A 26,610-nucleotide genomic window follows, 5' to 3' on the forward strand; every position below is an offset into this window, starting at 1 on the left:
AACATCATGAGTGAAAATAAATTTATTGAACATTCGGATTACAAAGAGTATCCCGTTGAAGAGATGCGTGAGCGTGCTCGATCTTTTTATGGGGATATGAAACGACGAAGGACGGTGCGGGACTTTTCGAACCGAGAAGTGCCGAAAGAAATAATTAAAGATTGTATTCGAGCAGCCGGAACAGCGCCGAATGGAGCGAATAAACAACCGTGGCATTTTGCGGTTGTCAGTAATCCCGAAGTTAAAAAGGAAATTCGTGAGGCTGCGGAAGAGGAGGAGCGAGAATTTTACGAGAACAGAGCTACAGATGAATGGCTGGAGGCGTTGGCTCCGCTTGGTACTGATGCTGATAAACCCTTTCTGGAAGAGGCACCCTATCTTATTGCTATATTTTCACAGCGTTATGGTATCAAAGAGAACGGTGAAAAGGAAAAGCATTACTATGTTAAAGAATCGGTTGGAATTGCAACGGGGATATTAATAACAGCTATTCACAAAGCGGGTCTGGCATCCCTTACCCATACACCCAGCCCTATGGGTTTCCTGAATGATATTTTAGATCGGCCCGAGAATGAGCGACCGTTTTTGTTGTTGGTAGTCGGATATCCTAAAGAGGATGTGAAAGTACCGGATATTTCAAAGAAGTCACTCGAAGAAATTGCCAGTTTTCTTTAAATAGAAAACGTTATGGTTTCTAAAAAAAGCCCCTCAGCTATAATGAAATGCCATATAAAGTTGCCCGCACCTAAAATAATGTTAGAAATTTTTAATATATTGTTTATTAGGTAAATTTGGTTCAAAATGTATTTGTATGAAATGGGAAGAAGATTTAGATACTGACTTAGTACATTTTTTATCTAAAAAAGGGGCCCCCCTCGACTATATTTTGGATTCCTTTCCTGATATTGTTGTTGTAGAAGATCTTGATTTTAATATCGTGGGCGTAAATAAGGTAGCGGAAAGGATACTGGGATATAAGGCGTCGGAATTAATAGGGGAATCGGTAAAGCACTTCCATGTAAATCCAGCGGATTTTGAAAAGAGAGATGATAAATCTTTTTTCGATAATTCAAATAATGGTTCTGTAACCTTCGAAACCCGCTATAAAAAGAAAGATGGAGGTATTCTTGATGCCGAAACCGTTTTGAAGAAAATAAAAAATGACAGCGGAAAAGTGGTCGGTTATCTGGGAGTGGTTAGAGATATAGCTGAACGCAAGGAGTCTGACCGGGAAATCCAGAAATTTTATTCCCTGCCCCTTAATCTAATGTGTACGGCTACTCCCGATGGTTATTTTAAAGAGATCAATTCCCATTTTGAAGAAGTGTTGGGATATTCCGAAGAGAAACTGTTGAGCGATCCGTTCACCGAATTAATTCATCCTGATGATGTCGAGCCGACGATGAAGGAGATCGAAAAGTTAGCTACCGGTGAACAGGAGGTGGTAGTAGATTTTGAAAACCGTTTACGACGCAAAGACGGCACTCTTTGCTGGGTGGCTTGGACCGCAACCTTTGATGAAGAATCCGGTCTGCTGTATATCATTGGCAGGGATATTAATGAGCGCAAAGAGTTAGAACGGGAGCTTACTGATGCAAAAGAAAAAGCAGAAGAAGCGAATAGGGCTAAGAGCCAGTTTATCGCGAATATGAGTCATGAAATCCGAACTCCGATGAATTCCATTCTGGGATTTGCTGATATGATGAAGGAATTGGTGGACAGCGATCTTGAGAAAGAATATGTCGAAAATATTCGCAAGAGCGGGCAAAATCTGCTGAAGCTGATCAATGATGTATTGGATCTTTCGAAAATAGAAGCGGGCAAAAAGGGTGTTGATATCCGGCCGATTGATGTTGAGCGTGTCCTGGATGAGATTCAAAGTATGTTTTCGCTAAAGGCTGGAGACAAGGGATTGCAAATGCGCCTGAATATTGATGATGATTTACCCGCTTCTTTGCTGATGGATGAGACGAAACTTCGCCAGATATTACTTAATCTTGTTGGGAATGCGGTAAAATTTACTCAGCAGGGATTTGTTGAAATTGGAGTGCGATCAGAAGAGCTTAATGAAATTGAAAGCCGGATAAACTTGGAAGTATATATTAAAGATACGGGCAAGGGTATATCTGAAGACAAGCAGGAAGCGATATTCCGTGAATTCGAACAGGAAGATTATTCCATATCAGACGAATTTGGTGGTACCGGTTTGGGGCTGGCAATCTCCAGTCGACTTGCGAAGCTTATGAACGGTTCTATTGAGGTAGAGAGCGAAAAGGATGGAGGCAGCACTTTCACTGTTTTTATTCCTGATGTTTCCATTGCCACCATGCTGGAGGAGGAACAGGAGGATACAGATAAAGATTATGATATATCCCTGAAAAAAGGAAGAATTCTTATTGTCGATGATATACAGCTGAATCGCAGACTGGTTACTGAGTTTTTGAAAGAATATCCTATAGAGGTTTTGGAAGCCCAAAATGGAGTTGAAGCTGTGGATATAGCCTCTAAAGAAAATCTGGATCTTATTTTCATGGATATCAAAATGGCTCAGATGGATGGGATCGAAGCGATGAGCCAGATAAAACAACAGAGGAAATCACTGCCTATCGTTGCGCTGACTGCTTCTGCCTTTGATTTTCATAATGAGGCAAAGGGGGAGGATTGGTTTGACGGATATCTTAGGAAACCAGTTAACCGCTCTCAGATTTTACAGGAGCTGGCAAAATATGTCGGTTTACAGGAGGGGGGAGATAAAAAACTGAACTTGAAAAAAGATGGGGAAAAGATGAAAAAATCCTCCGGTCAAGCCATCAGTAAAGAGAAAAAAGAGAAACTGCTTAAAAAATTGAAAGGTGATATTTCCGGTATTGTTGCAGCATTGGATACGGATTCGATAATGATGGATCAATACAGGGAATTACTCAAAAAAATGAGAACTATCGAAGAAAGATTTGCGGCGGAGCAACTCGTTCAATTTAATAATAATCTTGAATCGGCAATTGATTTATTTGATATCGAGCAAATACGGAATTTGGCAACTAATAAATATCCTCAGCTGATTGAAGATCTTAAAAAGTAGTTTGAAGTTCATATGGATTGTATTATCCATTTCTAATTTAGGGAGTGGCTTATGAAAAATACTGACAACAAAAAAAATGGCGATTCTTTAATTCTGATTGTTGATGATGTTCCAAAGAATATCCAGTTGCTTGGTAAAATTTTGGATAATAAGGGGTATCAGGTTGTCGCGGTTACCAAGGGCGACCAAGTAGTAAGAGCAGCGAAAAAGCATATGCCGGATTTGATCTTATTGGATATAATGATGCCTGAAAAATCGGGATATGAGGTATGCCAAGAGCTGAAAGCGGATAATAAACTTGAAGAAATTCCGGTGATCTTTTTAACGGCCCGATCCGAAGAGGAGGATATAATTAAGGGATTAAATCTCGGTGGGGCCGATTATGTAACAAAGCCGTTTAATAGTGGAGAATTGCTGGCGCGCATCGATACGCACCTAAGCTTAAAGAAAGCCCGGGATCAAATTGTTCAGCAGCAGCAAGAGCTTCAGCAACTGTCAGAAACGAAAGATAAGCTCTACTCAATTATTGCCCACGATTTGAAGGGTGCACTGTTTGGAATTTCGGGTATCGCGGATATCCTGCAAGAGGACATTGCCCGGCATGAGGTAGATAAAGATATAAAGGAAAATATTTCTCTGATTTATCAATCTTCACATGCAGCAAATCAAATACTGGAAAATCTTCTGATGTGGACTCGCATGCAGACAGATCTTTTAGATTTAGATTCCACAAAATTTTCGCTTTCAGAATGTATTGAGGAAAGCATTGGGCTCTATGAAGTAAAGGCAAGAAAAAAGCAGGTTGATATTGAATTTGAATCGGAGAATACAATGATAGAAGCTGATAGACAGATGATTTCTACAGTTTTTAGGAACCTAATATCTAATGCTATTAAATTTTCTGATTCTGAAGGCCGCATATTCATTCAGGTCGATTCTACGGATGACATAAGAAGCGTCACCGTCAGGGATGAAGGAATGGGAATGCCTGAAGAAGTACGGCAGAATATTTTTAATCCTGAAAAACGTCCCAAAAGGGAAGGAACTGATAATGAAAAAGGGACTGGCTTGGGATTACTACTTTGCAAGGAGTTTGTGAAGATGCATAATGGAGAACTAACTGTTGAAAGCGAGCCGGGTAAGGGATCTGAATTCAGGGTTACTATACCTAAAAAAAGTACTAAGCAAAACGATCTGCCAGTCGATTGATAAGGTATCCGCTTTCCTTTAGCGCTTGTGAGGCAAATTTGCCAAAGAAATCAGTTACTGACTCAAACTCTTTAATAAATCCTTTCTTGTCATCATTTTTGACCATCTGGGCCAGCTTTTCGTTGTGTTCAATAAAGTTAAGCAGTAGCTCCCGACGCTCTTCGTTGGCAAAAACGATATCAGCATACAGTTCGGCACTCTGGGCAAAAATACGTCCCGTCATCATCAACTCGGCGCGGTAGATAGGCGAAGAATAATCCAGAATATCCTGCGGTTTCAGGTCGTAGGTTTTCATGAAAGATCCGTGTGTGAGCGCTACAAAGTGCCGCAGACCCTGTACCATGTGCATCACGTGATCATGCTTTTCGGCGTCGGCTTCAACTACGCGCATGCCCCATAATTTGGATTGTTCAATAACCCACTGCGAAGCCTCGGCATTTCGTACCGGACAAGCAACCATCAGCTGTTTGGAGAGGTTATCAACGTCGGGCCCGTGCATGGGGTGTAATCCCAAAACAGGTCCGTCATGCGCCTGCTTCATAGCCTCTATAGGATCAGTTTTATTGCTGGTAAAGTCAGCGAGGATGGTATTATTATTAAGTTTGGGCGCTAATCGCTCAATGACATCCACGGTTACATTAATAGGAACAGAAACGATAGCCAGATCAAGCTTAGGTACAATTTCTTCGAGTTCGTGCCAGTTGTGTTTATCGATCTTATAAACGTTATGACCGGTTTGCTCGATAATGCGTGCATATAAACTTCCCATGCCCCCCTTGGCTCCGACAATAAGTATGTGTTTTGGGTCTTCGGTAGCTCGTGGAAACTCGTTCGAAGATTGACTGGCACGCGAAGAAGCCATAATCATTCGCAAAAAATCCTCGGCCCAGTCGGGGTCGAGATCATGATCGGCGGCCATTTTGCGAAATTTTTCCGTTTTTTCGTCTTCCCGTTTGGGAGCGAAAATTGGCAACTGATTTTTTATTTTTTTGTCGATAACTTCGTGCACAATCCCTCGCCGCTCGGCCAGAAGCTCCAAGAGCTTAGAATCTATTTCATCAATACGATTACGTTGTGGACCAAGTTTCTTTTCTTTTGGAGTCATAAACTATTGATCTGTAAACTACAATATGGTACTGAACTTATTTCAGCAGCTGGAGCGGGCTAAAATACAAATTTATTGAGCATGAAATAAATTTATCGATAGATTTAACAACGAGTTGGCGGTTGGAAATTAAATAGAAGCTTTACTGTTAATTCCCCGAAAAATATGGGATTTTAACAGAATGATTTAGCGCTGTTTTCGTTTTATAAAAATGTGAATAGAAATCAAGTAAACCCCTTGGGGTTTGACAGAAGTTATTCATGTGTAATTTTTTGGCCCTTTTTGAAACCTCGAGGGTTTAAATCTAAGAATTAAGTAAAATACATGTCCCATTTTGATTTACAATCTCCCTGGCCACCGGCCGGAGACCAACCCGAAGCTATTGAACAGTTGGTGGAAGGTGTTGAAAACGGTGATAAATACCAGACCCTGCTTGGTATTACGGGCTCGGGAAAAACCCGAACGGTATCTGGCGTGATTGACGAGGTTGAAAAGCCAACGCTGGTGATGAGTCACAATAAAACACTGGCCGCACAGCTGTATCGCGAGCTCAGTGATTTTTTCCCGGATAACCGTGTTGAGTTTTTCATCTCCTATTATGATTACTATCAGCCGGAAGCTTATCTTTCCTCGCAGGATAAATACATCGAAAAGGATCTGTCAATTAACGATGAAATCCAGCGACTTCGGCTCCGGGCCACCAGCTCATTGCTTTCCGGGCGCCGCGATGTAATTATTGTTTCATCAGTGAGTTGTATTTACGGTATTGGATCACCGTCTGAGTATGAAAAACTGATTATTAACTTGGAAACGGGCACGGAAGTCCCGAGAAACAAATTGCTTTACGATCTTGTAGATCTGCACTATACGCGGAATGATCGCGAATTTGAGCGCGGGACGTTTCGGGTGCGCGGGGATGTTGTAGATCTCTATCCGGCCTATGCCGAACATGGACTCCGTATTCACTTTTGGGGCGATGAAATCGAAAAGATGGAGATCGTTGAGCCGGAAAGTGGAGATGTGCTGGATACGGTAGATGAGTTTCGAATTTTTCCCGCATCACACTATGTAACCACCGAAGATCGACTTCAGGAAGCGATTGAGCAAATTCGGGATGAGTTGCACTGGCGCATAGGGACTCTTAACGATGAGGGAAAACATCTGGAGGCCAAACGACTGGAGCAGCGAACACTCTTCGATATTGAGATGATGCAGGAGATTGGATACTGTTCTGGTATTGAAAATTATTCCCGTTACCTAAGTAACCGAAAGCCGGGGGAACGTCCGTATTGCTTGTTCGATTATTTCCCGGATGACTTTTTGCTCGTTGTGGATGAGAGTCATCAGACCGTACCTCAGATTTCGGCGATGTACGGTGGAGACCGATCCCGTAAGATTGAGTTGGTAGAGAATGGCTTTAGACTGCCATCAGCTATGGACAACCGTCCACTTACTTTTGAGGAATGGGAAGAGGTTACGAACCAGGCTATTTTTGTGAGTGCTACCCCAAGTGACTATGAGCTTGAAAAAAGCGGAGGCGTATTTGTTGAACAGATTGTGCGTCCGACCGGACTTATGGAGCCCGAAATTGAAGTACGTCCCGTGGATAATCAGATTGACGATCTGCTGGAGCAAATTCAGGAGCGCGTTGCCAAAGGAGACCGTGTGCTATGCATTACGCTAACTAAGCGATTGAGTGAAGAGCTCAGCGAATATCTCAAAAGCGTTGGTATTTCAGCTGCTTATATGCACAGCGAGCTTAATGCCATGGAGCGGGTAGAAGTGCTCTTTAAATTCCGTCGTGGCGACTTCGACGTGCTTGTAGGTATTAACCTGCTGCGGGAGGGGATCGATATTCCCGAGCTCAGTTTGGTAGCCATTTTGGATGCCGACAAAGAAGGATTTCTACGATCAGAAACATCCCTATTTCAGATAATTGGTCGTGCGGCGCGAAACGTCGATGGGAAAGCGATCATGTACGCTGATAAGATTACAGACAGCATGCAGACGGTAATCGACGAAACTGAGCGTCGTCGTAAGATTCAGAAAGAATTTAACGAAGAGCACGGCATCACGCCTAAAACGATTGAAAAAGAACTCAAGCCACTGGTCGATCCAGCGCTTATTTCTAACAAAGACTTTGATCTGGATGATCGGGATGGGGACGAAGAGGATCCGCTTGAAGTGGTGAAAGTGGCTGACGATGGTATTAAGTACAAGGCCAATCCTGCGATGAACGAAGTTACTTTCGATGACAAAGAAGAGTTTTTGGAATATCTTCGTGACTCAATGTACACGGCCGCGCAGAATATGGAGTTCGAGGAAGCGGCTCGTATTCGGGATCAAATAGAACAATTAGAAAATGAATTAGATTAATTTATCAGTTATTGGTTCTTAGTTGATTGGAAGTTCTAATAACCAATAACAATTAACCAATACCCAAATATGAGTACGTTAGCATACCTCAAAAGTTTTTTTAAAGACAAAGATGTTGCTTCGGTGACGCCCACTTCACGCTTTTGCGTGCGTACGGTCTGTCGGCCCATCGACTTTTCGCAAGATATCACCATAGTAGAATATGGTGCCGGTGCGGGCGTATTTGCCCATTATTTGCTTGATCATATGACCCCCAATTCTCAACTGCATCTCTTTGAAACCAACGAGAACTTGTTTGAGAAACTGCAACAGATCGATGATCCTCGGACCATGTTCTACAATCAGAGCGTAGAATATGTAACCGAATTATTGCCCGAGAATATTAATGGGCAAGTAGATTTTATTATTTCAGGTATCCCTTTTTCTTTTTTGGATACAGAAGTCAAATCGTCTATACTCGACCAAAGTTATAAGCTCTTGCGCGATGGCGGAGAGTTCTTGGCCTACCAAACATCAGGGCATCTCGAAGATCCCCTTCGGGATACCTTTGGCGACGTAAAAACCTCTTGGGAGTGGCGAAATATTCCACCTATGACCGTTTATGAGGCTATGAAGGAATAGATTTGCGAAGAGCGATTTGCTAACCCCTTCATTTAATTCGTATTAAATATAGGTTTCTCTCGCAGATTGAAATGACGATTACTTAATATTAAAATCATGTGTCATCTCGAACGTAGTGAGAGATCTTTGTTTACAGATAGTAGAAGCTATTTGGCAAGAAGCTCTATTGGGAAACAAATAAAAAAGCCATTCCATCCCACTACAGGAATAGAATGACTTCCTAATTTCAATCTGTTTATCTGTAGATCAGACTAATAAAAATAAACACCAAGACGAAGAAAGCTTACTCTTCTTCGTCAGCGTTTTGTGCTTTTTTGGCAGCAGCTTTTGCTTCTGCCTCACGGTTCAGTTCACGAACCTCATCTCGGTTCTGATCTTTCTCTTTAATACGGGCAGATTTTCCTTGTCTGTCGCGCAGATAATAGAGCTTGGAGCGTTTAATATCACCTTGTCGCTTCAGCTCAATTTTGGCTACAAAAGGAGAGTGGAGCGGAAAAATACGCTCAACACCGATATTCCCTGCGGAAATTTTACGAACCATAAATGTCTGGTTGGCACCGGTTCCGCGGCGAGAAATCACGAGTCCTTCAAACTTCTGGATTCGCTCCTTGTCGCCTTCGCGAACGCGATAGTGAACAATAACAGTATCACCGGTTTTAAACTCGGGATACTCATCGTCAATTAATGTCTGTTCTGCTAATTTTAACTTATCCATAATGTTACCTTACTACTGTTCGTTTCGAAATTTCTTGTAAATATCCGGACGTACTTCCTTCGTACGCTCAAGCGACTGTTGATGTCGCCATTCCTTCACTTTTTGATGATCACCTGATCGCAGCACTTTTGGCACTTCCAGCCCCTTAAATTCAGCGGGACGCGTATAAACAGGTCCTTCCAGCAAGTTCTCATTTTGGAAAGAGTCCGTTAGCGCACTTTCAGAGTCGCCTAAAACACCGGGCAAAACCCGTACAATGGAATCAACCATCACAAGAGCCGGCAGTTCACCGCCCGAAAGTACATAATCGCCAATGCTGTATGTCTTGGTGATTAATGAATCTATTACACGCTGATCGACACCTTTGTAGTGACCGCATAGAAAAATGAGGTTTTTATCGGTCGACAGCCTGTTGGCGTCTTCCTGTTTAAACGGCTTGCCGTTTGGAGCCGTAAAAATAATTTCATCATAATCCCGCTGGCTTTGTAGGTGTTCAATGCAAGAAAAAATCGGCTGTGGTGTTAACACCATGCCGGCACCGCCGCCATAGGGATAATCGTCGACCTTGTTATGCTTGTCCTCGGTATAGTCACGCAGATCATGGCTATGGATTTCAACCAATCCTTCATCCTGAGCGTTGCCCACAATACTATGCTTCAGCGGGCTCTCCAAGAGCTGCGGAACGGCCGATATAATATCAATGCGCATCATGCTATATACCTTTCAGTTGTTCCAGATTTTTGCATTGAATTTGCTTTGATTCCTCATCAATATCGGCAATATACTCATCTACAAGTGGGATGAGCAACTGCTCTTGTTTGTCTGTGACTACTTGAAGTATCGGATGTGCCGGGTTCTCCAGCATTTCTTCTACTTCACCAATGGATTGTTCATCGCTTATTATTGCAAAGGATGTCAGATCCAGTGGCCGTGCATCCGTATCAAGCAGTGATTCAACGATTTCGCGATCGGCAAAGACCGAAGAGTTTTTGAGGTTCTCGGCCTGCGTGCGATCCGTTACGTGTTCAAATTTTACAAAGAACGAAAGCCGGTTGTGTTTTTCTTGCACCCGAACCGACTCAATACGAGCGGGGACTAAATCCCCTCTGGCCGTTTCAATACGTACCAGGTCAAGAGCATCAAAAAGTGTTGGCGCGTAAACGTCGGGAATGATTAATACTTCTCCCTGTACGCCGTGCGATCGGGAAATATACCCGATCTTTTTGTACTGGTTTTCAATTGGTTCCAGCATCTGTTCTGCTGATAGACTCCATCTTAAAGATGGTATCTATCTTTATTTAATTATCTTCTTTCTTGTCGTCCAAAGCACGCTGAACGGTTACCCGATCTTCGTCTTCAGGGACAAAACCTTCAAGCTCATCAAGAGGTGTATTTTCGATATGTTCGATAGCCTCTTTGGCTAACATATCAGTAGATACTTGTCCTTCTGCTTTTGATTCTTCTTCATCCTCATCGGCAGCGTCTTCAGTATCTTCGTCTTCCTCTTCTCCGTCATCAGATGCTTCAACCTCTTCTTCAGGGGTGTCTTCTTCCTTGACTTCAACTTGCTCTTCATCAGATTCGTCCTCGTCAGACTCTTCTTCCTGAGCTTCAGCTTTTTCTTCAGAATCGTCTTGATCAGACTCATCCTCTTCAGCTTCGACGTCTTTAGTCTCTTCTTTGTCAGCGGCTTCTTCTTTAACTTCCTCATCGGCCGTTTCTTCTTGTGCCTCAGCTTCTTGCTGATCGTCCTCTTCAGCTGCTGCTTCTTCATCAGCCTCGGCTTTTGCTTCCTCTTCTTCATCATCTTCGTCAGAAGCAAGCGCTTCTTGCTTGGCTTTTTCTTTAGCCGCTTCTTCAGCTTTCTTCTTAAGCTGCTTTTGGAATTCTTTCTCCTCGGCTTCCAAGAGTGCCTGCTGACGTTCTTTGCGCGTAGGAACTTCTTTTTCCTTTTCCTCACGACGCTCACGCCATTCAGTAAGAGCTTCTTCAATTTCTTCTTCCGACTTACCCCAGCGAATCAGGTGCATTTCGTACATGATCCCTTCGTCCTTGAAAATAGAACGAACGGTATCGGTGGGCTGAGCTCCTTGTTTTAACCAATGGAGCGCACGCTCACGATTTAAATCGAGCTGATTTTTAGGGGTTACGTTATCAAAACGACCTAAGTCTTCAATAATACGACCATCTCTGGGTTTACGGTTATCCGCAACGACAATGTGATGGATCGGTCGCTTTTTTCGACCTCTACGTTGTAATCTTATTCTTAACAATGGATTATCTCCTTAGTTATAATTTTAAATTTGCGTTGATTTCTGATAGAGGATATTGTCGGAATCTTGCGCAATATATTTTTTATATAAAAGATGCCGGACTGGGCTAAACAGTCGGCATCAATGGTGTTAACCAAATGGTAAATTTCCTTTCATTCCTTTCATGCCTTGCATTAATTTGCCCATTTTACCCATGCCGGAGAACGACTTCATCATCTTCTTCATCTGTTCAAACTGTTTCAACAGGTCGTTGATATCCGAAACGCGAGTCCCGGAACCCTTGGCGATGCGTCGTTTTCGAGTGGCATTTAGAATATCTGGATTATGTTTCTCTTCCGGAGTCATTGAGCAAATAATTGCTTCAATTGGCTTGAAGGAATCTTCATCAATTTCTGTATCAGATTCTTGCAGGGCTTTTCCAGCACCGGGTATCATTCCGACCAGATCCTGGATATTGCCCATGCCTTTTACTTGTTGCAGCTGCTGATAGAAGTCGTCGAGATCAAACTCATCGGACTTAATCTTTTTCTGCAGCTTTTGTGCTTCTTCTTCATCAAATTCTTTCTGTGCTTTCTCCACGAGTGATACAACATCACCCATACCGAGAATGCGCTTCGACATCCGCTCAGGATAGAATGGAGAGAGAGCATCCAGCTTTTCGCCGGTACTTACAAACTTAATCGGTTTTTGGACCACCTTCTTAATCGAAAGGGCCGCCCCGCCGCGGGTATCACCGTCAAGTTTGGTTAATACTACACCATCATAATTGATGACTTCGTTAAATTCTTTTGCTGTATTTACAGCATCTTGTCCCGTCATAGAGTCAACAATGAACAGTGTTTCGTGTGGCTCAACAGCTTCTTTTATTTCAGCCACTTCGTCCATCATCTTCTCATCTACGTGCATGCGCCCGGCCGTATCAATAATAACAGTATCGAGCGCCAGGCTTTTGGCCATCGAAACGGCCTCTTTTGCAGCACGAACTGCATCTTTCTGATCAATAGAATAGACGGGAACATCGATCTGATTAGCCAGCGTTTTAAGCTGGTCAATTGCTGCCGGACGATAAACGTCGGCGGCTGCTAAAATAGGATTGCGATTGTTTTCTTGTTTCAAGTACCGAGCCAGCTTGGCACTAAAGGTTGTCTTACCGGAACCTTGCAGCCCGGCAATCAAGATAACCGTGGGCGGCGTGTGTGCAACAGAGATATCTACACGCTCTTGACCTAAAATGTCAGTCAGCTCATCATGTACAATCTTGGTAAACTGCTGACCGGGATTAACGGCCTTAAGCACGTCTTCGCCCATTGCACGTTCTTTAACTTTGTTCGTGAACTCTTTTGCAACTTCGTAGTTCACATCGGCATCGAGCAGGGCTCGACGTATTTCTCTCACCGTCTCCGCAATGTTGACGTCGGTAATCTTAGCTTCGCCTTTCAGCTTTTGAAAGGCGCTATCTAATTTTGATGAGAGATCTTGAAACATATGTTACTAACTATCTAAGCTTTAAAACAATTAATGTATTCCCGAATACGGCATGGGAATAAGAGTCACGCAAAATAAGGACATTTTATTGGGTTATCAACAGAATTATTTGTTAAAATAATGGCAGGAGTTTAGGTAAAATATGTAATGACAGTTTTTATGTTTCTTTTATTATCTTCCCACAGAAATCTATTGAATTCAAAGAAATTGAGGATATCATTTTATGGCTGACCAACAAGGATATGGACTGCTTAAGGGAAAGAAAGGGTTGATCTTTGGCGCACTGGATGAGCGCAGCATAGCTTGGAGAATCGCATTGGCGTGTAAACGAGAGGGCGCAGAGTTTTCATTATCCAATGCCCCGGTGGCTCTTCGATTTGGAGATCTTGATGAGCTATCCGATGAAACGGGCGCTAAAGTTTTTCCCTGCGATGTAACGAATGAAGATGAAATTGAGGAGTTGATGCAGAATGTAAAAGAGGAGCACGGCAAGATCGATTTTATGCTCCACGCCATTGGGATGTCTCCTAATGTGCGCAAAAAGCAAGATTATAAAGAACTGAATTACCAGTGGATGCAACAGACGATGGATATTTCAGCAATTTCGCTGCATAAAGTTATTCGCTATGCGGATGAAGCTGATATCTTGGCTGAAGGCGGAAGCATTATAGCACTTTCTTATATCGGTGCGCATCGCATTTTCTCAAAATATAGTGATATGAATGATGCTAAAGCACTGCTCGAAAGTATTGCCCGCAATTATGGAAGCCGCCTGGCCGACCGCGGAATCCGTGTGAATACTGTTTCGCAGGCTCCGACCAGAACCTCGGCAGGCAAAGGGATTAAAGGATTTGACGGCATGTATACTTTCGCCGATAAAATTGCTCCAATGGGGAACCCAACCGCTGACGAATGTGCGGACTATTGCGTGACGCTGTTTTCAGATCTTACGCGCAAAGTTACCATGCAGAACCTCTATCATGATGGGGGGTTTGTTACGTCTGGTATCGACGAAGAGATGATTAACGATCTGGCTAAAGTATATGCCGATGATGAAGGTGAAGTGTAATAATTAATTGCTTTAATACCTTTTTGTTAAATGCCCGGCACTTTTAAAGTGCCGGGCATTTTTTATTGCCTTTGGTAATTGGTTATGATAAAAAGCTATCATCCCCCCTGTCCCCCTTCGAAGGGGGAAACGCACGGTTTTTGTGAGGGCGATGACAAAGAATTAAATTATACAGGTGCCTTAGTATTTTCAGTTTTTAATCATCTCAAGGAAAAGTTGTTATCTTGCTGTTTTGATGTTAGAAAGTTCAGTTGTGTGGTTATAGGATTTTCTTAAAAGATGTATTGAGTTTTAATCTTTCTACGAAAACCAGTTACTTACCAACGGTTTTAACTCCCAACAAAAATAGTGCACCGATGAAGCAACTATCTGTTATACTTTTTTCATTTCTATTTATTACGGCAACTGGATTTTCCCAAGATCTTTCTTCGATTAGCGAAAAAACTCAGGGACTCGAAAAAGAGGAGGGATACTTTACCTATTACTGGGATGATACTGCCGGTAAAATATGGCTGGAGATCGACAAGTTTGATACGGAGTTTTTGTATGTCAATTCGCTTACGGCTGGAGTCGGGTCTAATGATATCGGGCTCGATCGCAATCAGCTGGGTGATGATCGTATCGTAAAATTTGAGCGGCGCGGCCCCAAAGTGCTGATGGTACAGCCCAACTATTCCTACCGGGCGATAACTGATAATCCCAAAGAAAAGCAGTCGGTGCGCGATGCGTTTGCGCAATCGGTGTTGTGGGGATTTGAAATTGTTGCTCAGAACGAGATCGCGGTACTTGTTGATGCAACGGATTTTCTGATGCGCGATGCTCACGGGGTGAGTCAGCGATTAAAACAGAGCGATGAAGGTAATTTTAGCATAGACAAAGATCGTTCAGCTCTATATCGTGAGGCCACAATGAACTTTCCCCAAAATACGGAATTTGAGGCGACTCTTACCTTTACGGGTAATAATCCCGGCGGACAGGTTCGCTCGGTGACGCCCACATCAAATGCGATTACCGTTCGTCAGCATCACTCTTTTGTAGCCCTCCCGGATGATAATTTTGAGCCGCGAACCTTTGACCCCCGGGCCGGATATTTTGGCATCAGCTACCAGGATTACAGCACTTCTATTGGGAAACCTATCACGAAACGATTTATTACAAAACATCGACTCAAAAAGAAAAATCCTGATGCGGAGATGAGTGAGCCGGTAGAGCCGATCGTTTATTATCTGGATCCGGGAACGCCGGAGCCGGTACGTGGAGCATTGTTGGACGGAGCTCGCTGGTGGAATGAGGCTTTTGAGGCGGCAGGATATAAGAATGCCTTTCGTGTAGAAGTGTTGCCGGACAGTGCGCATCCCATGGATGTGCGTTATAATATGATCAACTGGGTGCATCGCTCAACGCGCGGATGGTCGTATGGCTCGTCGGTTGTGGATCCCCGTACGGGAGAAATTATTAAGGGGCATGTATTGCTGGGATCGCTTCGGGTACGACAAGATTATCTGATTGCCGAAGGATTGTTATCTCCATACAAAGAGGGAAAAACATTTGATGAAAATAATCCCATGTTAGAGATGGCACTGGCACGTATACGTCAGTTATCGGCGCACGAAGTAGGTCATACGATAGGATTAGCCCATAATTTTGCAGCAAGTACAAACGACCGTGCATCGGTCATGGATTATCCCGCTCCCAAAGTAAATATCACCCAAGACAGTACACTTGATTTATCTGAGGCTTACGACATAGGTATAGGTGAATGGGATAAGGTTGCGGTAAAATACGGATATAAAGATGTATCTGGTTTGCCGAATGAAGAAGTTGCATTGAATAACGTGATTGAAGATGCAATTGACGAGGGATTACTGTTTATCTCGGATCGGGATGCACGTCCGGAAGGCGGAGCGCATCCGAAAGCCCATTTGTGGGATAACGGCGAAGATGCGGTGGATCAGCTCCATCATATTATGGATGTACGTGAAATTGCGTTGGAGAACTTTTCTGAGTCGAATATTCCACAAGGTACACCAATGGCAGAACTTGAAGATGCGCTGGTACCGATTTATTTGTATCATCGTTATCAGATTGAAGGCACGGTAAAACTTATTGGCGGACTGGATTATACCTATAATTTGCGTGGGGATAATCAGCATGGACCTGAGCCCGTGGCTGACTCAACACAGCGCGAGGCCCTGGACGCTATGTTACAAACACTAAGTGTGGATGCTTTAAAAATGCCCCAGCGGATTGTGGAACTCATTCCACCGCGTCCCATCGGCTATTATGATTCGCGAGAGCTATTTAATAGTCACACTGATCCTGCTTTTGATCCGTTAGGAGCTGCTGAAACCGCTGCTGCAATGTCAGCTGAATTATTATTTAATACCAATAGAGCAGCACGACTTGTAGCGTCTGAGGCACAAAATATTGATAATCTGGGACTGGGTGATTTATTGGATGAAGTCATTGAAAATACGTGGAAAAAATCGATTACTGATAGCTACCAGGGAGCTGTACAAAATACTATCAATCACGTAGTTCTTTACCAGATGATGACTTTGGCGGCGGATGAGAACGCCTCTTCGCAAGTGCGTGCCGTGACTAACTTTAAGCTTGAGGCTTTGCGTGAATGGATGCGTGAGGAGGCAGAGAACAGGGCCGAAAAGGAACAGCGCATTGCTTCTTTGCTGTACGGTTACCGAACGCTCCAGCAATTTAAGGATAAGGGTGAGATGTTTATGCCGACAGAACCATTAAGTCCTCCGCCGGGCTCTCCCATCGGCAGTGATGATTCTACTTTTTTGCAGTGTAGTTTCTATTAGATGTTCAAAATTCTTGTCCTCCCTGCTTTCGCCGAAGCTAAGCCACGGCTTCGCGCAGGTAGGCTTTTCCAAGAAAAAAACTTCTTTGTTAAGGCAGAAAATTATTAGAAATAATTAGTCTGGAAAGTCCCACTTGCCTGTCCCGAGTATTCGGCGGGAGAAGAGGGATTTAGGTTGCTCTACAGAGTCTTGTGCGTAGTAAAAGGATATTGATTAAAAGCTTTAACTTTGTCATTTGATTGTGTAGTTCAGTTGCGCAACTAATAGTGTCATCCCTGAACTTGTTTCAGGATCTTGTAATAAAATGAAAATATAAATGATCGATCCCCAAGAATTACTCAATGCCTATGCCAACGGGATTTTTCCGATGGCGGATTCCCGGGATGATGAGGAGGCCAAGTGGTATACTTCAAGCCGACGCGGGGTAATACCAATAGATAATTTTTATGTCTCATCCAACGTGCGGCGGATCGTCCGCAATCACCACTACCACATCAAGTTTGACTCCAATTTTCGTCAGGTGATGGAGGCGTGCGCCGATCGCGATTCGACGTGGATATCTCATGAGATTATTGAATCGTACTGTCGTTTGCATGAGTTGGGACATGCGCATTCAGTAAGCGTTTATAACAAGAAGTGGGAGCTTGTTGGCGGTCAATATGGCGTGTCATTAGGAGCGGTCTTTTTCGGAGAATCACTTTTTGGCTGGGCTAAAGAAGCCTCAAAAGTGGCACTGTATTGGACGCATCAGGCCCTAAAACAAGGGGGCTTTGAGCTTTGGGATACGCAATTCTGGACGGAGCATTTGGCACAGTTCGGCTGCATTGAAATACCAGCCGAAGAGTATGAACGAAGATTAAAGTCTGCGCTTGAAAAAGAGGCAGAGTTTGAGGCCATTGACACAAAAAATTAAAAGTCCTTCAGGATATCTAATAACCTGAGGATCAAAAAATTCTGTTGTGGTAAGCAGTTAGGCTTTTAACGAAGCAGATTCATGAACTTCGCGCGCTTTCTTTTTGATGCCTTCGGGGTCGAGTTCAACTTCGGCGTGAAGTTCTTCCTGTGTACCGTGCTCAACAATGCGGTCGGGAACGCCCATGATAGTTGTAGGAATATGATGCGGTTTGTCAGCAAGATACTCGACTACCGCACTTCCGAAACCACCTAACTTGGTACCATCTTCGATTGTGATAATGCGCTCGTAGGTGTGACAGATTTCGTCGATCAAATCCGTATCCAGCGGTTTGGCGAAACGCATGTTGAAATGTCCAACGTTAATACCTTCTTCGGATAGATCATCAGCAGCTTCCATTACGTAGTTGCCAAAGGGGCCAAAACTTAGAATGGCAATTTCGTCACCGTCACGCAATTTCTGGCCTTTGCCAATTTCCATATTCTTAAATCCTTCGGGATAGTCCATGCCGGTTGCGCGTCCACGGGGGTAGCGAATAGCCCAGGCACATTCATCATATTTTGAGGCAGTGTACATCATGTCGCGCAACTCTTCCTCATTCATTGGAGAAGAAACGATCATATTCGGCACATTGCGGAGATAGGAGATGTCATACAAACCGTGATGGGTTGGTCCATCAGCGCCCACCAAGCCGGCACGATCAATACAGAACACAACCGGCAGCTTTTGAATGGCTACATCGTGAATTACCTGGTCATAGGCCCGCTGCAGAAAGGTAGAATAAATAGCCGCAAAAGCTTTTTTACCTTCCGCCGCCAATCCCGCTGCAAATGTGATAGAGTGTTGTTCTGCAATGCCGACATCAAAAGCGCGATCGGGATATTTATTCATCAGTGGCCATAAGCTCGATCCACTGGGCATGGCCGGAGTAATCCCTACGATATCCTCGTTTTTATCGGCAAGTTCTACAACCGCCTCACCGAAAACGTGTTGGTATTTCGGTGGTTTTGGAGAGGTGTCAGGGTCGATCTGTTTACCGGTAATTTTATCAAACGGACTGCTTTGCGCGTGCCATTTGGTCTGTTCGCGTTCGGCGGGAGCAAACCCTTTTCCTTTAACGGTAACAGCGTGCAAGAGTTTGGGGCCAGGAATATCTTTAAGATCTTCTAAATGGCGACGCATGGCATCCACATTGTGTCCGTCTACGGGGCCATAGTACTTAAAACCTAATGCCTGAAATAATCCACCCGGAGTAATAGCGGAGGAAATAGCTTTTTCGAGACGTGATGCAACGGTTCTCATTTTTTCGCCAGCCGATTTAAAGTGACCCAGCATATCATAAATTTCGTCACGCAGTTTGTTGAACGTCTTGCTGGTCGTAATCTCGGTTAGATATTCTTTCATTGCTCCCACATTGGGATCAATGGACATGTTATTGTCGTTGAGAATGACCAGGATGTCAGAATTCATAACCCCGGCATTATTCATGGCTTCGTAAGCAAGTCCGCCCGTCATGGCTCCGTCGCCAATAACCGAGACAACTTTTTTATCACTCTGATCAAGGTCACGGGCAACAGCCATACCGAGTCCCGCAGAAATAGAGGTGCTGGAATGTCCTACGCCAAAAGTATCGTATTCGCTTTCACTTCGTTTGGGAAATCCTGAAAGTCCGCCATATTTTCGATTGGTGTGAAAATTATCACGTCGACCGGTTAAAATTTTATGGCCGTATGCTTGGTGACCGACATCCCAAAGCAACAGATCTTTGGGTGTATCATATACATAATGTAGCGCTACCGTCATTTCTACTACGCCCAGGCTGGCTCCAAAATGTCCGCCGTGAATGGAGACGGTATCGATAATGAAATCCCGAAGCTCATCACATACGTCCACAAGCTGTTCGGGATCTAATTTTTTTAGGTCATCAGGCGAATCAATTTCTGCTAAAAGGGGACCTGGAGTTACTTCTTCAAATTCCATAATGGGTTATTCATTTTTGTTGTCATCGTCATGTTGATCCGCTACTTTCTTGATGCGAAGCTCTGCTTCTTCAAGGGTTTCTGTGCAAATTTTAGATAGCTTAATTCCTTCTTCGTAGAGATCAATAGATTTTTCCAGTGAAATAGACTCGTCTTCAAGTTGATTAACGATGTCTTCCAGTCTTTGTAAAGCCTGTTCGAAGCTTGGTCGTTCCTTTTCGGACATAAAAATTGCTTATAATCGATATATGTTTTCTTAAACCATATAAATAAAAAGTTTTAGTAGTCAGATTCCAACTCTTTTTCTGTATAGCAAAAGCATGAGTTGAGTGTTAGAAAGTTTGAGAGGGATTATTGTTTATAGATATTTTTGCCATTGGAATAAAATTGCACTGCTCCTTCGAGGCTGGTAAAGTAAAGAGAGGGAATATGCTCATGTAATCGTCTGGATGCCTGTTGATGGGGATGTCCGAATCGGTTGCTTTTCGCCAGTGAGACAACCGCTATCTGAGGGGTTGTCGATTGTAAGAGCAAAGAACCCGAACTGGTTTTACTGCCGTGATGACCCACTTTAAGGAAGTCAGTGTCAATCAATTTAGGGTAGCGCTTCAGGAGATTTTCTTCTTGTCTGTGTTCTGCATCCCCCATGAATAGAAATTCTGTATCTCCATAAATTAGTTCTAAAACCAGTGATCGGTTGTTGACATTTGATTGAGAGACAGATTTCTGTGGACCATAAACAAACAGTCGCATCGCGGGATCGATATAAATTTCATCACCGGCGTGCAGGGATTTAATGGGGATATCATGCTCAAAAGCTTTTTGGTTGTATGTTTTATAAAGCTGCGAATTATAGTTTGTGCCAGAATTATAAATCGTATCCACTGGAATAGAATCAATGATTTCCAGAATGCCCCCAATATGATCTGCATGCGGATGGGAGAGAAAAACAGCATCCAGTTTATTGATGCCTTGCTTTTTTAAATGAGGGATGATGATATATTTTGCACTGTTATAGTTGGGTTGCCAGCGGCCTGCATCAATTAAAAAGTGTTTATTATTAGGAGTGGTGACGAGTGCCGCATCACCTTGTCCCACATCAAAAAATGTAAGGTTCAGTGTAGCAGGAGAAAATTTTTGAATAATCCTGTTTCCCTGATGAAGACAGCCAACCAGTAAAAGCAGGATTAAAAACTTCCACCGAAGTTTGGGGATGGGAAGAGAGGCAATTAAAAAGATGATGGAAGTCCAGATCCCGAAAAATAGCAGGCTATCAATGTGGACCTGAACCCAGCTCCAGGGTAGACTGGCTGCAAAATCAACAAAGCTATACAACCATTGCAGGAAAATATCGACGGGATAGTTCAGGGTTTGGGCAATGTCTGATGCAAAAGGTGTTATTAAAAGTACGACCAGTGCAAAAGGCACGGCGATCCCCAGAAAAGGGATGACTAAGGCATTCGCCAGAGGTCCCACGAGAGAAAATTCGCCAAAGTAATAGGCAAGCAGTGGAAAGAGGCCTACTTGAACAATAAATGAAATAATGATGATCATGATGGGCTTGCCGTACCAGCGGAATCGAATCCAGGGAGGCAGCCAGCGCTGAATAACGGGAGCGGTAAGTAGAATAATGTAAACGGCTCCGAATGAGAGCTGAAACCCAATAGAAAACAGATCGGAAGGATTGATCAACAGAATGATAAGTGCTGCTACGGCGGTAAGATTTTTGGAGTCGCGAACTTTATGGAATAGCTTGCCATAAGCCAGCAGTATTCCCACTAAGGAAGCCCGTGTTACGGAGGGAGAAAAATCTGTAAGCCCGGCATATATAAATAGCGTGATAATAAGCAGGGTAATCCCGATCTGTTTTCCATACTTGAGGGTCCAGAAGAATGGGATTACCAGCCAGAACGGAAACAGTAAAAATCCAACATGCAATCCTGATACTGCCATAATATGGGAAAGTCCGGCTCGCGAAAACGAAATTTTATCTTCCCGGGCCAACTCGTTTTTATAACCGATCAAAAGTGCTTTAGCCAGCGAGGCGCTTTCGTTACTGAAGTTGGTATCGATGGCATTGAGTACGTGTTTTCTGAAATAGCTCCACCGCCAGATGTTGTGGACGGGGATAATTGAGATTATTTGTTGTATGCCCACTTGGCTGTAGATGTCTTGTGAGGCAAGATACTGGTTATAGTTAAATTGGGAGGGATTCCTTTTTTCTTCGAGTGGATATACGGTGGCCTCAAAGGTGATCTTATTCCCCAGCTCAAAGTTGGCAGGTACGTTGTGATCGGCGGGATCGAGTACAGCGCGTAATTTATGGGACTTATTCCAAATAAGGTCATTGGGAAAAATGGTAGTATCTACATTGACATCAACTTGAAATTTTCCGGTGCTCGTTTGTTTAATCTGCTGGATACTACCGTTAAACGTAAGTTCTTGCCAGGTGTAAGTATTAATAACTTGGGCCTCTTGCGGAAGGTCGCGATAATCCCAAAAAGAATGCCAAGTGCCGCCAAAGCTGAAGATGATTCCTAAATATGATAGGATAGCAATATTGTAGACTCGGCTATTTAAGGATTTGCGATAGATAATTTCTGTTACCAGGTACAAAATAGTCGCGCATCCGAAAATGAATGCCCATATTGATAGTGTGGGATCAATCTGGTAATCCAGAATAATACCCCCGGCCAGCAATAATACTATTCTGATGGCAGGATAGGATGCGAAGGGAAATTGATATGTTTGACGAATACTCACATTAGTATGACCGATGAGCTGGCTAAACCTTACAGCTATTAAATGATGTTATAACTGGTTTAGTAACTTTGAAATGAGGTCTGCGGTGCTTATAATTTTACAACCGCTAACTAATAACTAAAGGATATATTGATATGGGATTAGGGAAAAAACTTATTGGCCTTTTGGCAGTGTTAATTGTAGTTGGATGCACACAATCTGATGCACAGCAAGAAAACAAACAAAAAGAGTGGGCGCTGGCATTGCATGGAGGGGCAGGTGCTATTTCTGAAGATCGCCCCGATTCGGTAAAACAGGCTTATTTTGATGATTTGGATGAAGCACTGACTATTGGAGAGGATATTTTGTCCAGTGGCGGCTCTGCAGAAGATGCAGTGGAAAAGGTAATTAACTATCTGGAGGATAACCCACGGTTTAATGCCGGGAAAGGTGCTGTATTTACACATGATGGAGAACACGAGTTGGATGCCGCATTTATGGTTGGCAATACGCGTGAGGCGGGTACGGTGACGGGCGTTAAAACTGTGAAAAATCCTATTACGCTTGCTCGAAAAGTAATGGAGACCTCCGAACACGTGATGTTTGCCACGGAAGGAGCCGAAAGATATGCTGATAAGGTAGGTGTTGAACGGGTAGATCAAGATTATTTTTATACGGAATCTCGGTACAAAGCTTTGCAGCGGGCTTTAGAACAAGAGGAGGAAGAAGATGGCAAGCAGTCGAGCCTTATTCCGGATGAAGATAAAACAGCACTATATGCCGATGGTGAAAAGTTTGGAACGGTCGGTGCTGTAGCTGTTGATAAGGATGGGCAAATTGTTGCCGGGACATCTACGGGTGGTATGACAAATAAGAAGTTTGGTCGCGTTGGCGATGTGCCTATTATTGGGAGCGGTACCTACGCCAGTGATGTGGTGGCAGTATCAATGACCGGCTGGGGCGAAAAAATTATGCGTGCTGTATCTGGACATACAGTAAGTGCATATATGAAATATAAGCCGGCAACATTGAAGGAGGCCGGTGACTATTTGCTACAAGATGTGTTGAATCCGGGTGAGGCTGGAATGATTGCTGTGGATAAATATGGCAATATCTACATGGATATGAATACCAACGGAATGTTCCGCGGCAGTTCGGATTCCGAAGGGAATAGAGAGGTAGCTATTTGGGATTAGATTGACAATGTTTGAGTACTGTGGTGTTGAAGTAGTGTAACTTTAAGACTCCAACACTTCAGTACTTTTTATATTCCATTGTAGAACTCTTCGCGTAACTCTTGGATATAAATGCCAATATCATTGCGTAGAGTAAAGAGTTGTTCGTGGAAATAATAATATTGTTTTTTGGTGATGTAAGAGCTTCCTTTCAGATCACGCTGTAAAATTATGAGAGCATCGTTAGAGCAGTATAGAGCTTTTTTGGTGTAGGCAATATTACCGCCCAGGAAATCGCGATCAAATCCAAAGCTATACCCGCCGGCAATTTTAGCACCAATTTTCAATATATTACCAATAAATTCATTGAAATCACGGCTGATATTCTTGGGGTTTATAGTTTCGGCCCATTGTAATACGGCGGCTGCTAAGGTGCGGGAAGTGTTGTATATGTAAAGGGTATCTATTGAACCCATATTTGACATTGCAAAGTCATCGCTGAGTTCTTTCCACTCTTCGCCAGCATCGAAGTCATCATATTCATCATTGAAGAGAAAATCATCTTCGAAATCGTCGAATGAAAGGTCTTCCCACTCTTCTTCTCCATCGTCATCATCGTCGATCTCTTCGTCGTCTTCGTCGGGGAAATAGGCTTCGTCAATGAGCAGTTCTTCCTCAATAAAGGCGTCCACAGCGTCAAACTCGTCTGAGCTTTCCTGCAGAAGCTTAAGCCATCGGGGAATGTTGCCGGAGTGTTCGGAAATAATGAACTTTCTCAGACGGGAACTTTTTCGTTCAATTTCATTCAGGTGAGATTCCCATTGATGTTCATCCCAAATGTGATCATTAAAATTGCCGTTGGACATATGATTAAGATCGGGTGATATGGTTTATTACTTATATCCTCTTAGAAGTATAAAAGCTTCTGTAAATTAACGCTTTTTAAATTAAAATTGATATAATTTTTATTCCTGACACTAAACTTTTCGTGGGAAAAATCCAGTTCCGTTGTTTTATCGGGCGTTGAACTGAATTGGAATAGTTATAAACATATCAACGGCTTCACCATTGCGTTTACCCGGCACAAACCTAACTGCATGTATTGCTTCGCGGGCCGCTTTTTTATATTTGGGATATTGATCTTTATCGAACGAAATTTGTTTTACCTCTCCATTACTACTAACGAGAATATTGGCTTCTAAGGTAATATTTGATGTCTGTTGCGAGCTATTAGAGGGATAGATCAACTTTTGGTAAAGAGCTTGTAATCCACCAATAATAACAGGGGTGGTTTCGGTAACCACTTTAACATTTTCTTTGGTTACTTCCGGTGCTGACTTTGTTTTATCAGTGGTCCTACAGCTTAATAGAAGAGTTGTAAAACAAATCAGAAAAATATAGCTGTAGCGATATGGCATCGGAGCTGAAATTATTAAAGTTCTTGCAGCACACCGGTAATTACTTCGGTCATGTCTGGTTCTGCTTCGCCGGCAGCTTCCAAAACCTTTTCAATGTCGACTGGTTCAAGAGCGTCGGGGAAACATTCGTCCGTAATTACCGAAACACCAAGCACATCCATTCCCATATGGACGGCAGCAATTACTTCTGGGACCGTACTCATTCCGACTACATCAGCGCCAATATTCCGAAGAAACCGATATTCGGCCTTTGTTTCCATTGTTGGGCCGCTGAGAGCTAAATACACTCCTTCGTGCATTTTGATACCCTTTTCTAAGGCTACTTTTTCAGCTACTTCCCGCAGGCCTTCAGTATAGGGATCGCTCATATCAGGAAAGCGAGGACCGAGCTCATCATCATTGGGGCCGATCAACGGATTGTCGCCGAACATATTAATATGATCGTTAATCAGCATGATGTCGCCGCGAGAATAATTGGGATTCATGCCGCCGCTGGCATTACTGACAATGAGCGTTTCGGCCCCCATAGCATTGAGCACGCGAGGGGGAAAAGCAATTTCCTGCATAGAGTAGCCTTCGTAATAGTGAAAACGTCCCTGCATGGCTACGACACTTTTTTCGCTAAGAGATCCAAAAAGAAGTTTACCGGCATGGCCTTCCACTGTTGAATCAGGAAAGTGTGGGATGTCGGAATAGGAAATGCTGTCAATAACATCGATATCATCAGCCAGGCGACCAAGGCCGGTTCCGAGAATAATTAAATAATCCGGTTGTTCATCAGTTTGTTTTTTAAGAAAGGAAAGGGCTTCTTCACGCTTTTTCCGGAATTCTTCAACAGTATCTCTTTGCATAAATACAGTAAGCTTAGTGGTTCAAATAGATTACAGAAAATATAAAAAGCCTGTGTAGATAGGAAATTACAATCGCCGAAAGATATTATTAGACTCGATATGACAAATGCTCAAAAGGTTAGTCAAGCTCGTCAATTAAATCATCGATATTTTCACTGCCGGGGGGCATGTTCTGGCTTTCGTCCTCGAGCTGGTTGTCATCTTCATCAAAGAGAGCCTTGCTGCGGCGGTTGACCTGTTCGCTCAATTTTTCAGAGAACTCATTCTCCTCGGCAGGCAGATCAAAAAGGGCAGCCTCATCTTTGGAAAATTGTTCCAGTGATTCCTGAGCCATTTCCAAGTAGGACCGAATACCGCTGATAATCTCTTTGCGTCGATCAAGCAGTCGGATAATACTTTGGCGTACCTGTTGTCGCTGCTGGGTGGCTTCGCGAACGATAGACTCAGCCTCCATTTCGGCTTTTTCAATTTTGTTACGGGCATCTTTACGGGCTCCTGTAAGTTTTTGCTCCGCCGACTCTTTAGCTGTTTGTAGCGTTTCGTGAAGGGCCTCTTCAACGCGTTCGTAATGCTTAAGCTTTTCCTCCAGTTCGTCGATACGTTTTTCAAGCTCACGGTTTTTTGCCACCATGTGCTCCCACTCATTCGACATCAGGTTTAGAAATGCTTGTACTTCGTCTTTGTCGTAGCCACGCAGCGACTTATCAAATTCCTGCTGTTTTATTTCAAGAGCTGTTAATTTCATGATATTTATGAGCTGTCTGTCAAATAAAGTGGT

The 26,610-nt window shown here is 43.3% G+C and carries 22 protein-coding genes; 9 read left to right on the top strand and 13 right to left on the bottom strand.

What is annotated here, in order from left to right; all coding sequences use genetic code 11:
• The first annotated feature begins 6 nt into the window (after window positions 1-6).
• The 3 genes from ACQ4LT_RS01125 (at window position 7) to ACQ4LT_RS01135 (ending at window position 4,288) form a co-directional block, all read left to right on the top strand.
• A complete protein-coding gene (locus ACQ4LT_RS01125; protein WP_445664160.1) occupies window positions 7-675 on the top strand; it encodes a nitroreductase family protein in 669 nt (222 codons plus the stop codon).
• Between the two features lie 136 nt (window positions 676-811).
• Entirely contained in the window at window positions 812-3,079 is a 2,268-nt protein-coding gene (locus tag ACQ4LT_RS01130; RefSeq protein ID WP_445664161.1) for a PAS domain S-box protein, read from the top strand.
• Window positions 3,080-3,130: 51 nt separating this feature from the next.
• Complete coding sequence (locus ACQ4LT_RS01135) at window positions 3,131-4,288, top strand: hybrid sensor histidine kinase/response regulator (protein WP_445664162.1); 1,158 nt, start codon at window positions 3,131-3,133, stop codon at window positions 4,286-4,288.
• Here the strand turns inward: ACQ4LT_RS01135 and tyrA are convergent.
• Window positions 4,260-5,393 carry a bifunctional chorismate mutase/prephenate dehydrogenase gene (gene tyrA, locus ACQ4LT_RS01140; RefSeq protein ID WP_445664163.1) on the bottom strand — a complete coding sequence of 378 codons (1,134 nt, stop codon included), beginning with the start codon at window positions 5,391-5,393 and terminating at the stop codon, window positions 4,260-4,262. The two genes, ACQ4LT_RS01135 and tyrA, sit on opposite strands and share 29 nt — an antisense overlap.
• A 324-nt stretch (window positions 5,394-5,717) precedes the next feature.
• Here tyrA and uvrB point away from each other — a divergent pair, with 324 nt between their 5' ends.
• Together uvrB and ACQ4LT_RS01150 are read left to right on the top strand one after the other, a co-directional pair.
• Complete coding sequence (gene uvrB, locus ACQ4LT_RS01145; protein ID WP_445664164.1) at window positions 5,718-7,769, top strand: excinuclease ABC subunit UvrB; 2,052 nt, start codon at window positions 5,718-5,720, stop codon at window positions 7,767-7,769.
• A gap of 69 nt (window positions 7,770-7,838) precedes the next feature.
• The gene (locus tag ACQ4LT_RS01150; protein ID WP_445664165.1) at window positions 7,839-8,390 is read left to right on the top strand and encodes a class I SAM-dependent methyltransferase; all 552 of its coding nucleotides are present in this window, start codon (window positions 7,839-7,841) and stop codon (window positions 8,388-8,390) included.
• A gap of 283 nt (window positions 8,391-8,673) precedes the next feature.
• On the opposite strand, the gene rplS is transcribed toward ACQ4LT_RS01150, so the two are convergent.
• The 5 genes from rplS to ffh all read right to left on the bottom strand — a co-directional run bounded on the left by rplS (window position 8,674) and on the right by ffh (window position 12,863).
• Window positions 8,674-9,105: a 50S ribosomal protein L19 gene (gene rplS / locus ACQ4LT_RS01155; RefSeq protein WP_445664166.1), complete on the bottom strand. Its 432-nt coding sequence runs from the start codon at window positions 9,103-9,105 to the stop codon at window positions 8,674-8,676.
• Window positions 9,106-9,117: 12 nt separating this feature from the next.
• Window positions 9,118-9,813 (bottom strand): tRNA (guanosine(37)-N1)-methyltransferase TrmD, encoded by a 696-nt coding sequence (gene trmD, locus ACQ4LT_RS01160; RefSeq protein ID WP_445664544.1) that lies wholly within the window; start codon window positions 9,811-9,813, stop codon window positions 9,118-9,120.
• A 4-nt stretch (window positions 9,814-9,817) separates the two neighbouring features.
• Window positions 9,818-10,357, bottom strand: a complete 540-nt coding sequence (gene rimM / locus ACQ4LT_RS01165; protein ID WP_445664167.1) for a ribosome maturation factor RimM — start codon at window positions 10,355-10,357, stop codon at window positions 9,818-9,820.
• A 46-nt stretch (window positions 10,358-10,403) separates the two neighbouring features.
• Window positions 10,404-11,378 carry a 30S ribosomal protein S16 gene (gene rpsP, locus ACQ4LT_RS01170; RefSeq protein ID WP_445664168.1) on the bottom strand — a complete coding sequence of 325 codons (975 nt, stop codon included), beginning with the start codon at window positions 11,376-11,378 and terminating at the stop codon, window positions 10,404-10,406.
• A 129-nt stretch (window positions 11,379-11,507) separates the two neighbouring features.
• A complete protein-coding gene (gene ffh, locus ACQ4LT_RS01175; RefSeq protein WP_445664169.1) occupies window positions 11,508-12,863 on the bottom strand; it encodes a signal recognition particle protein in 1,356 nt (451 codons plus the stop codon).
• 223 nt (window positions 12,864-13,086) lie between these two features.
• Here ffh and ACQ4LT_RS01180 point away from each other — a divergent pair, with 223 nt between their 5' ends.
• The 3 genes from ACQ4LT_RS01180 (at window position 13,087) to aat (ending at window position 17,667) form a co-directional block, all read left to right on the top strand.
• A complete protein-coding gene (locus tag ACQ4LT_RS01180) occupies window positions 13,087-13,932 on the top strand; it encodes an enoyl-ACP reductase FabI (RefSeq protein WP_445664170.1) in 846 nt (281 codons plus the stop codon).
• Window positions 13,933-14,288: 356 nt separating this feature from the next.
• Window positions 14,289-16,754 (top strand): zinc-dependent metalloprotease, encoded by a 2,466-nt coding sequence (locus ACQ4LT_RS01185; RefSeq protein ID WP_445664171.1) that lies wholly within the window; start codon window positions 14,289-14,291, stop codon window positions 16,752-16,754.
• A gap of 316 nt (window positions 16,755-17,070) precedes the next feature.
• Entirely contained in the window at window positions 17,071-17,667 is a 597-nt protein-coding gene (gene aat / locus ACQ4LT_RS01190) for a leucyl/phenylalanyl-tRNA--protein transferase (protein WP_445664172.1), read from the top strand.
• A 57-nt stretch (window positions 17,668-17,724) separates the two neighbouring features.
• Here aat and dxs read toward each other — a convergent pair whose 3' ends face one another.
• The 3 genes from dxs to ACQ4LT_RS01205 form a co-directional block, all read right to left on the bottom strand.
• Window positions 17,725-19,647: a 1-deoxy-D-xylulose-5-phosphate synthase gene (dxs, locus tag ACQ4LT_RS01195; RefSeq protein WP_445664173.1), complete on the bottom strand. Its 1,923-nt coding sequence runs from the start codon at window positions 19,645-19,647 to the stop codon at window positions 17,725-17,727.
• A 6-nt stretch (window positions 19,648-19,653) separates the two neighbouring features.
• Window positions 19,654-19,872, bottom strand: a complete 219-nt coding sequence (locus ACQ4LT_RS01200) for an exodeoxyribonuclease VII small subunit (RefSeq protein WP_445664174.1) — start codon at window positions 19,870-19,872, stop codon at window positions 19,654-19,656.
• A gap of 125 nt (window positions 19,873-19,997) precedes the next feature.
• Entirely contained in the window at window positions 19,998-22,409 is a 2,412-nt protein-coding gene (locus ACQ4LT_RS01205; protein WP_445664175.1) for a DNA internalization-related competence protein ComEC/Rec2, read from the bottom strand.
• A gap of 134 nt (window positions 22,410-22,543) precedes the next feature.
• Between ACQ4LT_RS01205 and ACQ4LT_RS01210 the strand changes: the two genes are divergently transcribed.
• Entirely contained in the window at window positions 22,544-23,584 is a 1,041-nt protein-coding gene (locus ACQ4LT_RS01210) for an isoaspartyl peptidase/L-asparaginase family protein (RefSeq protein ID WP_445664176.1), read from the top strand.
• Window positions 23,585-23,652: 68 nt separating this feature from the next.
• Here ACQ4LT_RS01210 and ACQ4LT_RS01215 read toward each other — a convergent pair whose 3' ends face one another.
• The 4 genes from ACQ4LT_RS01215 to ACQ4LT_RS01230 form a co-directional block, all read right to left on the bottom strand.
• Window positions 23,653-24,429 carry a hypothetical protein gene (locus ACQ4LT_RS01215; protein ID WP_445664177.1) on the bottom strand — a complete coding sequence of 259 codons (777 nt, stop codon included), beginning with the start codon at window positions 24,427-24,429 and terminating at the stop codon, window positions 23,653-23,655.
• A 147-nt stretch (window positions 24,430-24,576) separates the two neighbouring features.
• Window positions 24,577-24,981 carry an energy transducer TonB gene (locus ACQ4LT_RS01220; protein ID WP_445664178.1) on the bottom strand — a complete coding sequence of 135 codons (405 nt, stop codon included), beginning with the start codon at window positions 24,979-24,981 and terminating at the stop codon, window positions 24,577-24,579.
• Between the two features lie 14 nt (window positions 24,982-24,995).
• Window positions 24,996-25,832: a purine-nucleoside phosphorylase gene (locus ACQ4LT_RS01225; RefSeq protein WP_445664179.1), complete on the bottom strand. Its 837-nt coding sequence runs from the start codon at window positions 25,830-25,832 to the stop codon at window positions 24,996-24,998.
• Between the two features lie 118 nt (window positions 25,833-25,950).
• Window positions 25,951-26,577 carry a DivIVA domain-containing protein gene (locus tag ACQ4LT_RS01230; protein WP_445664180.1) on the bottom strand — a complete coding sequence of 209 codons (627 nt, stop codon included), beginning with the start codon at window positions 26,575-26,577 and terminating at the stop codon, window positions 25,951-25,953.
• Window positions 26,578-26,610: the final 33 nt, after the last annotated feature.

The sequence above is a fragment of the Fodinibius sp. AD559 genome, from assembly GCF_052712805.1.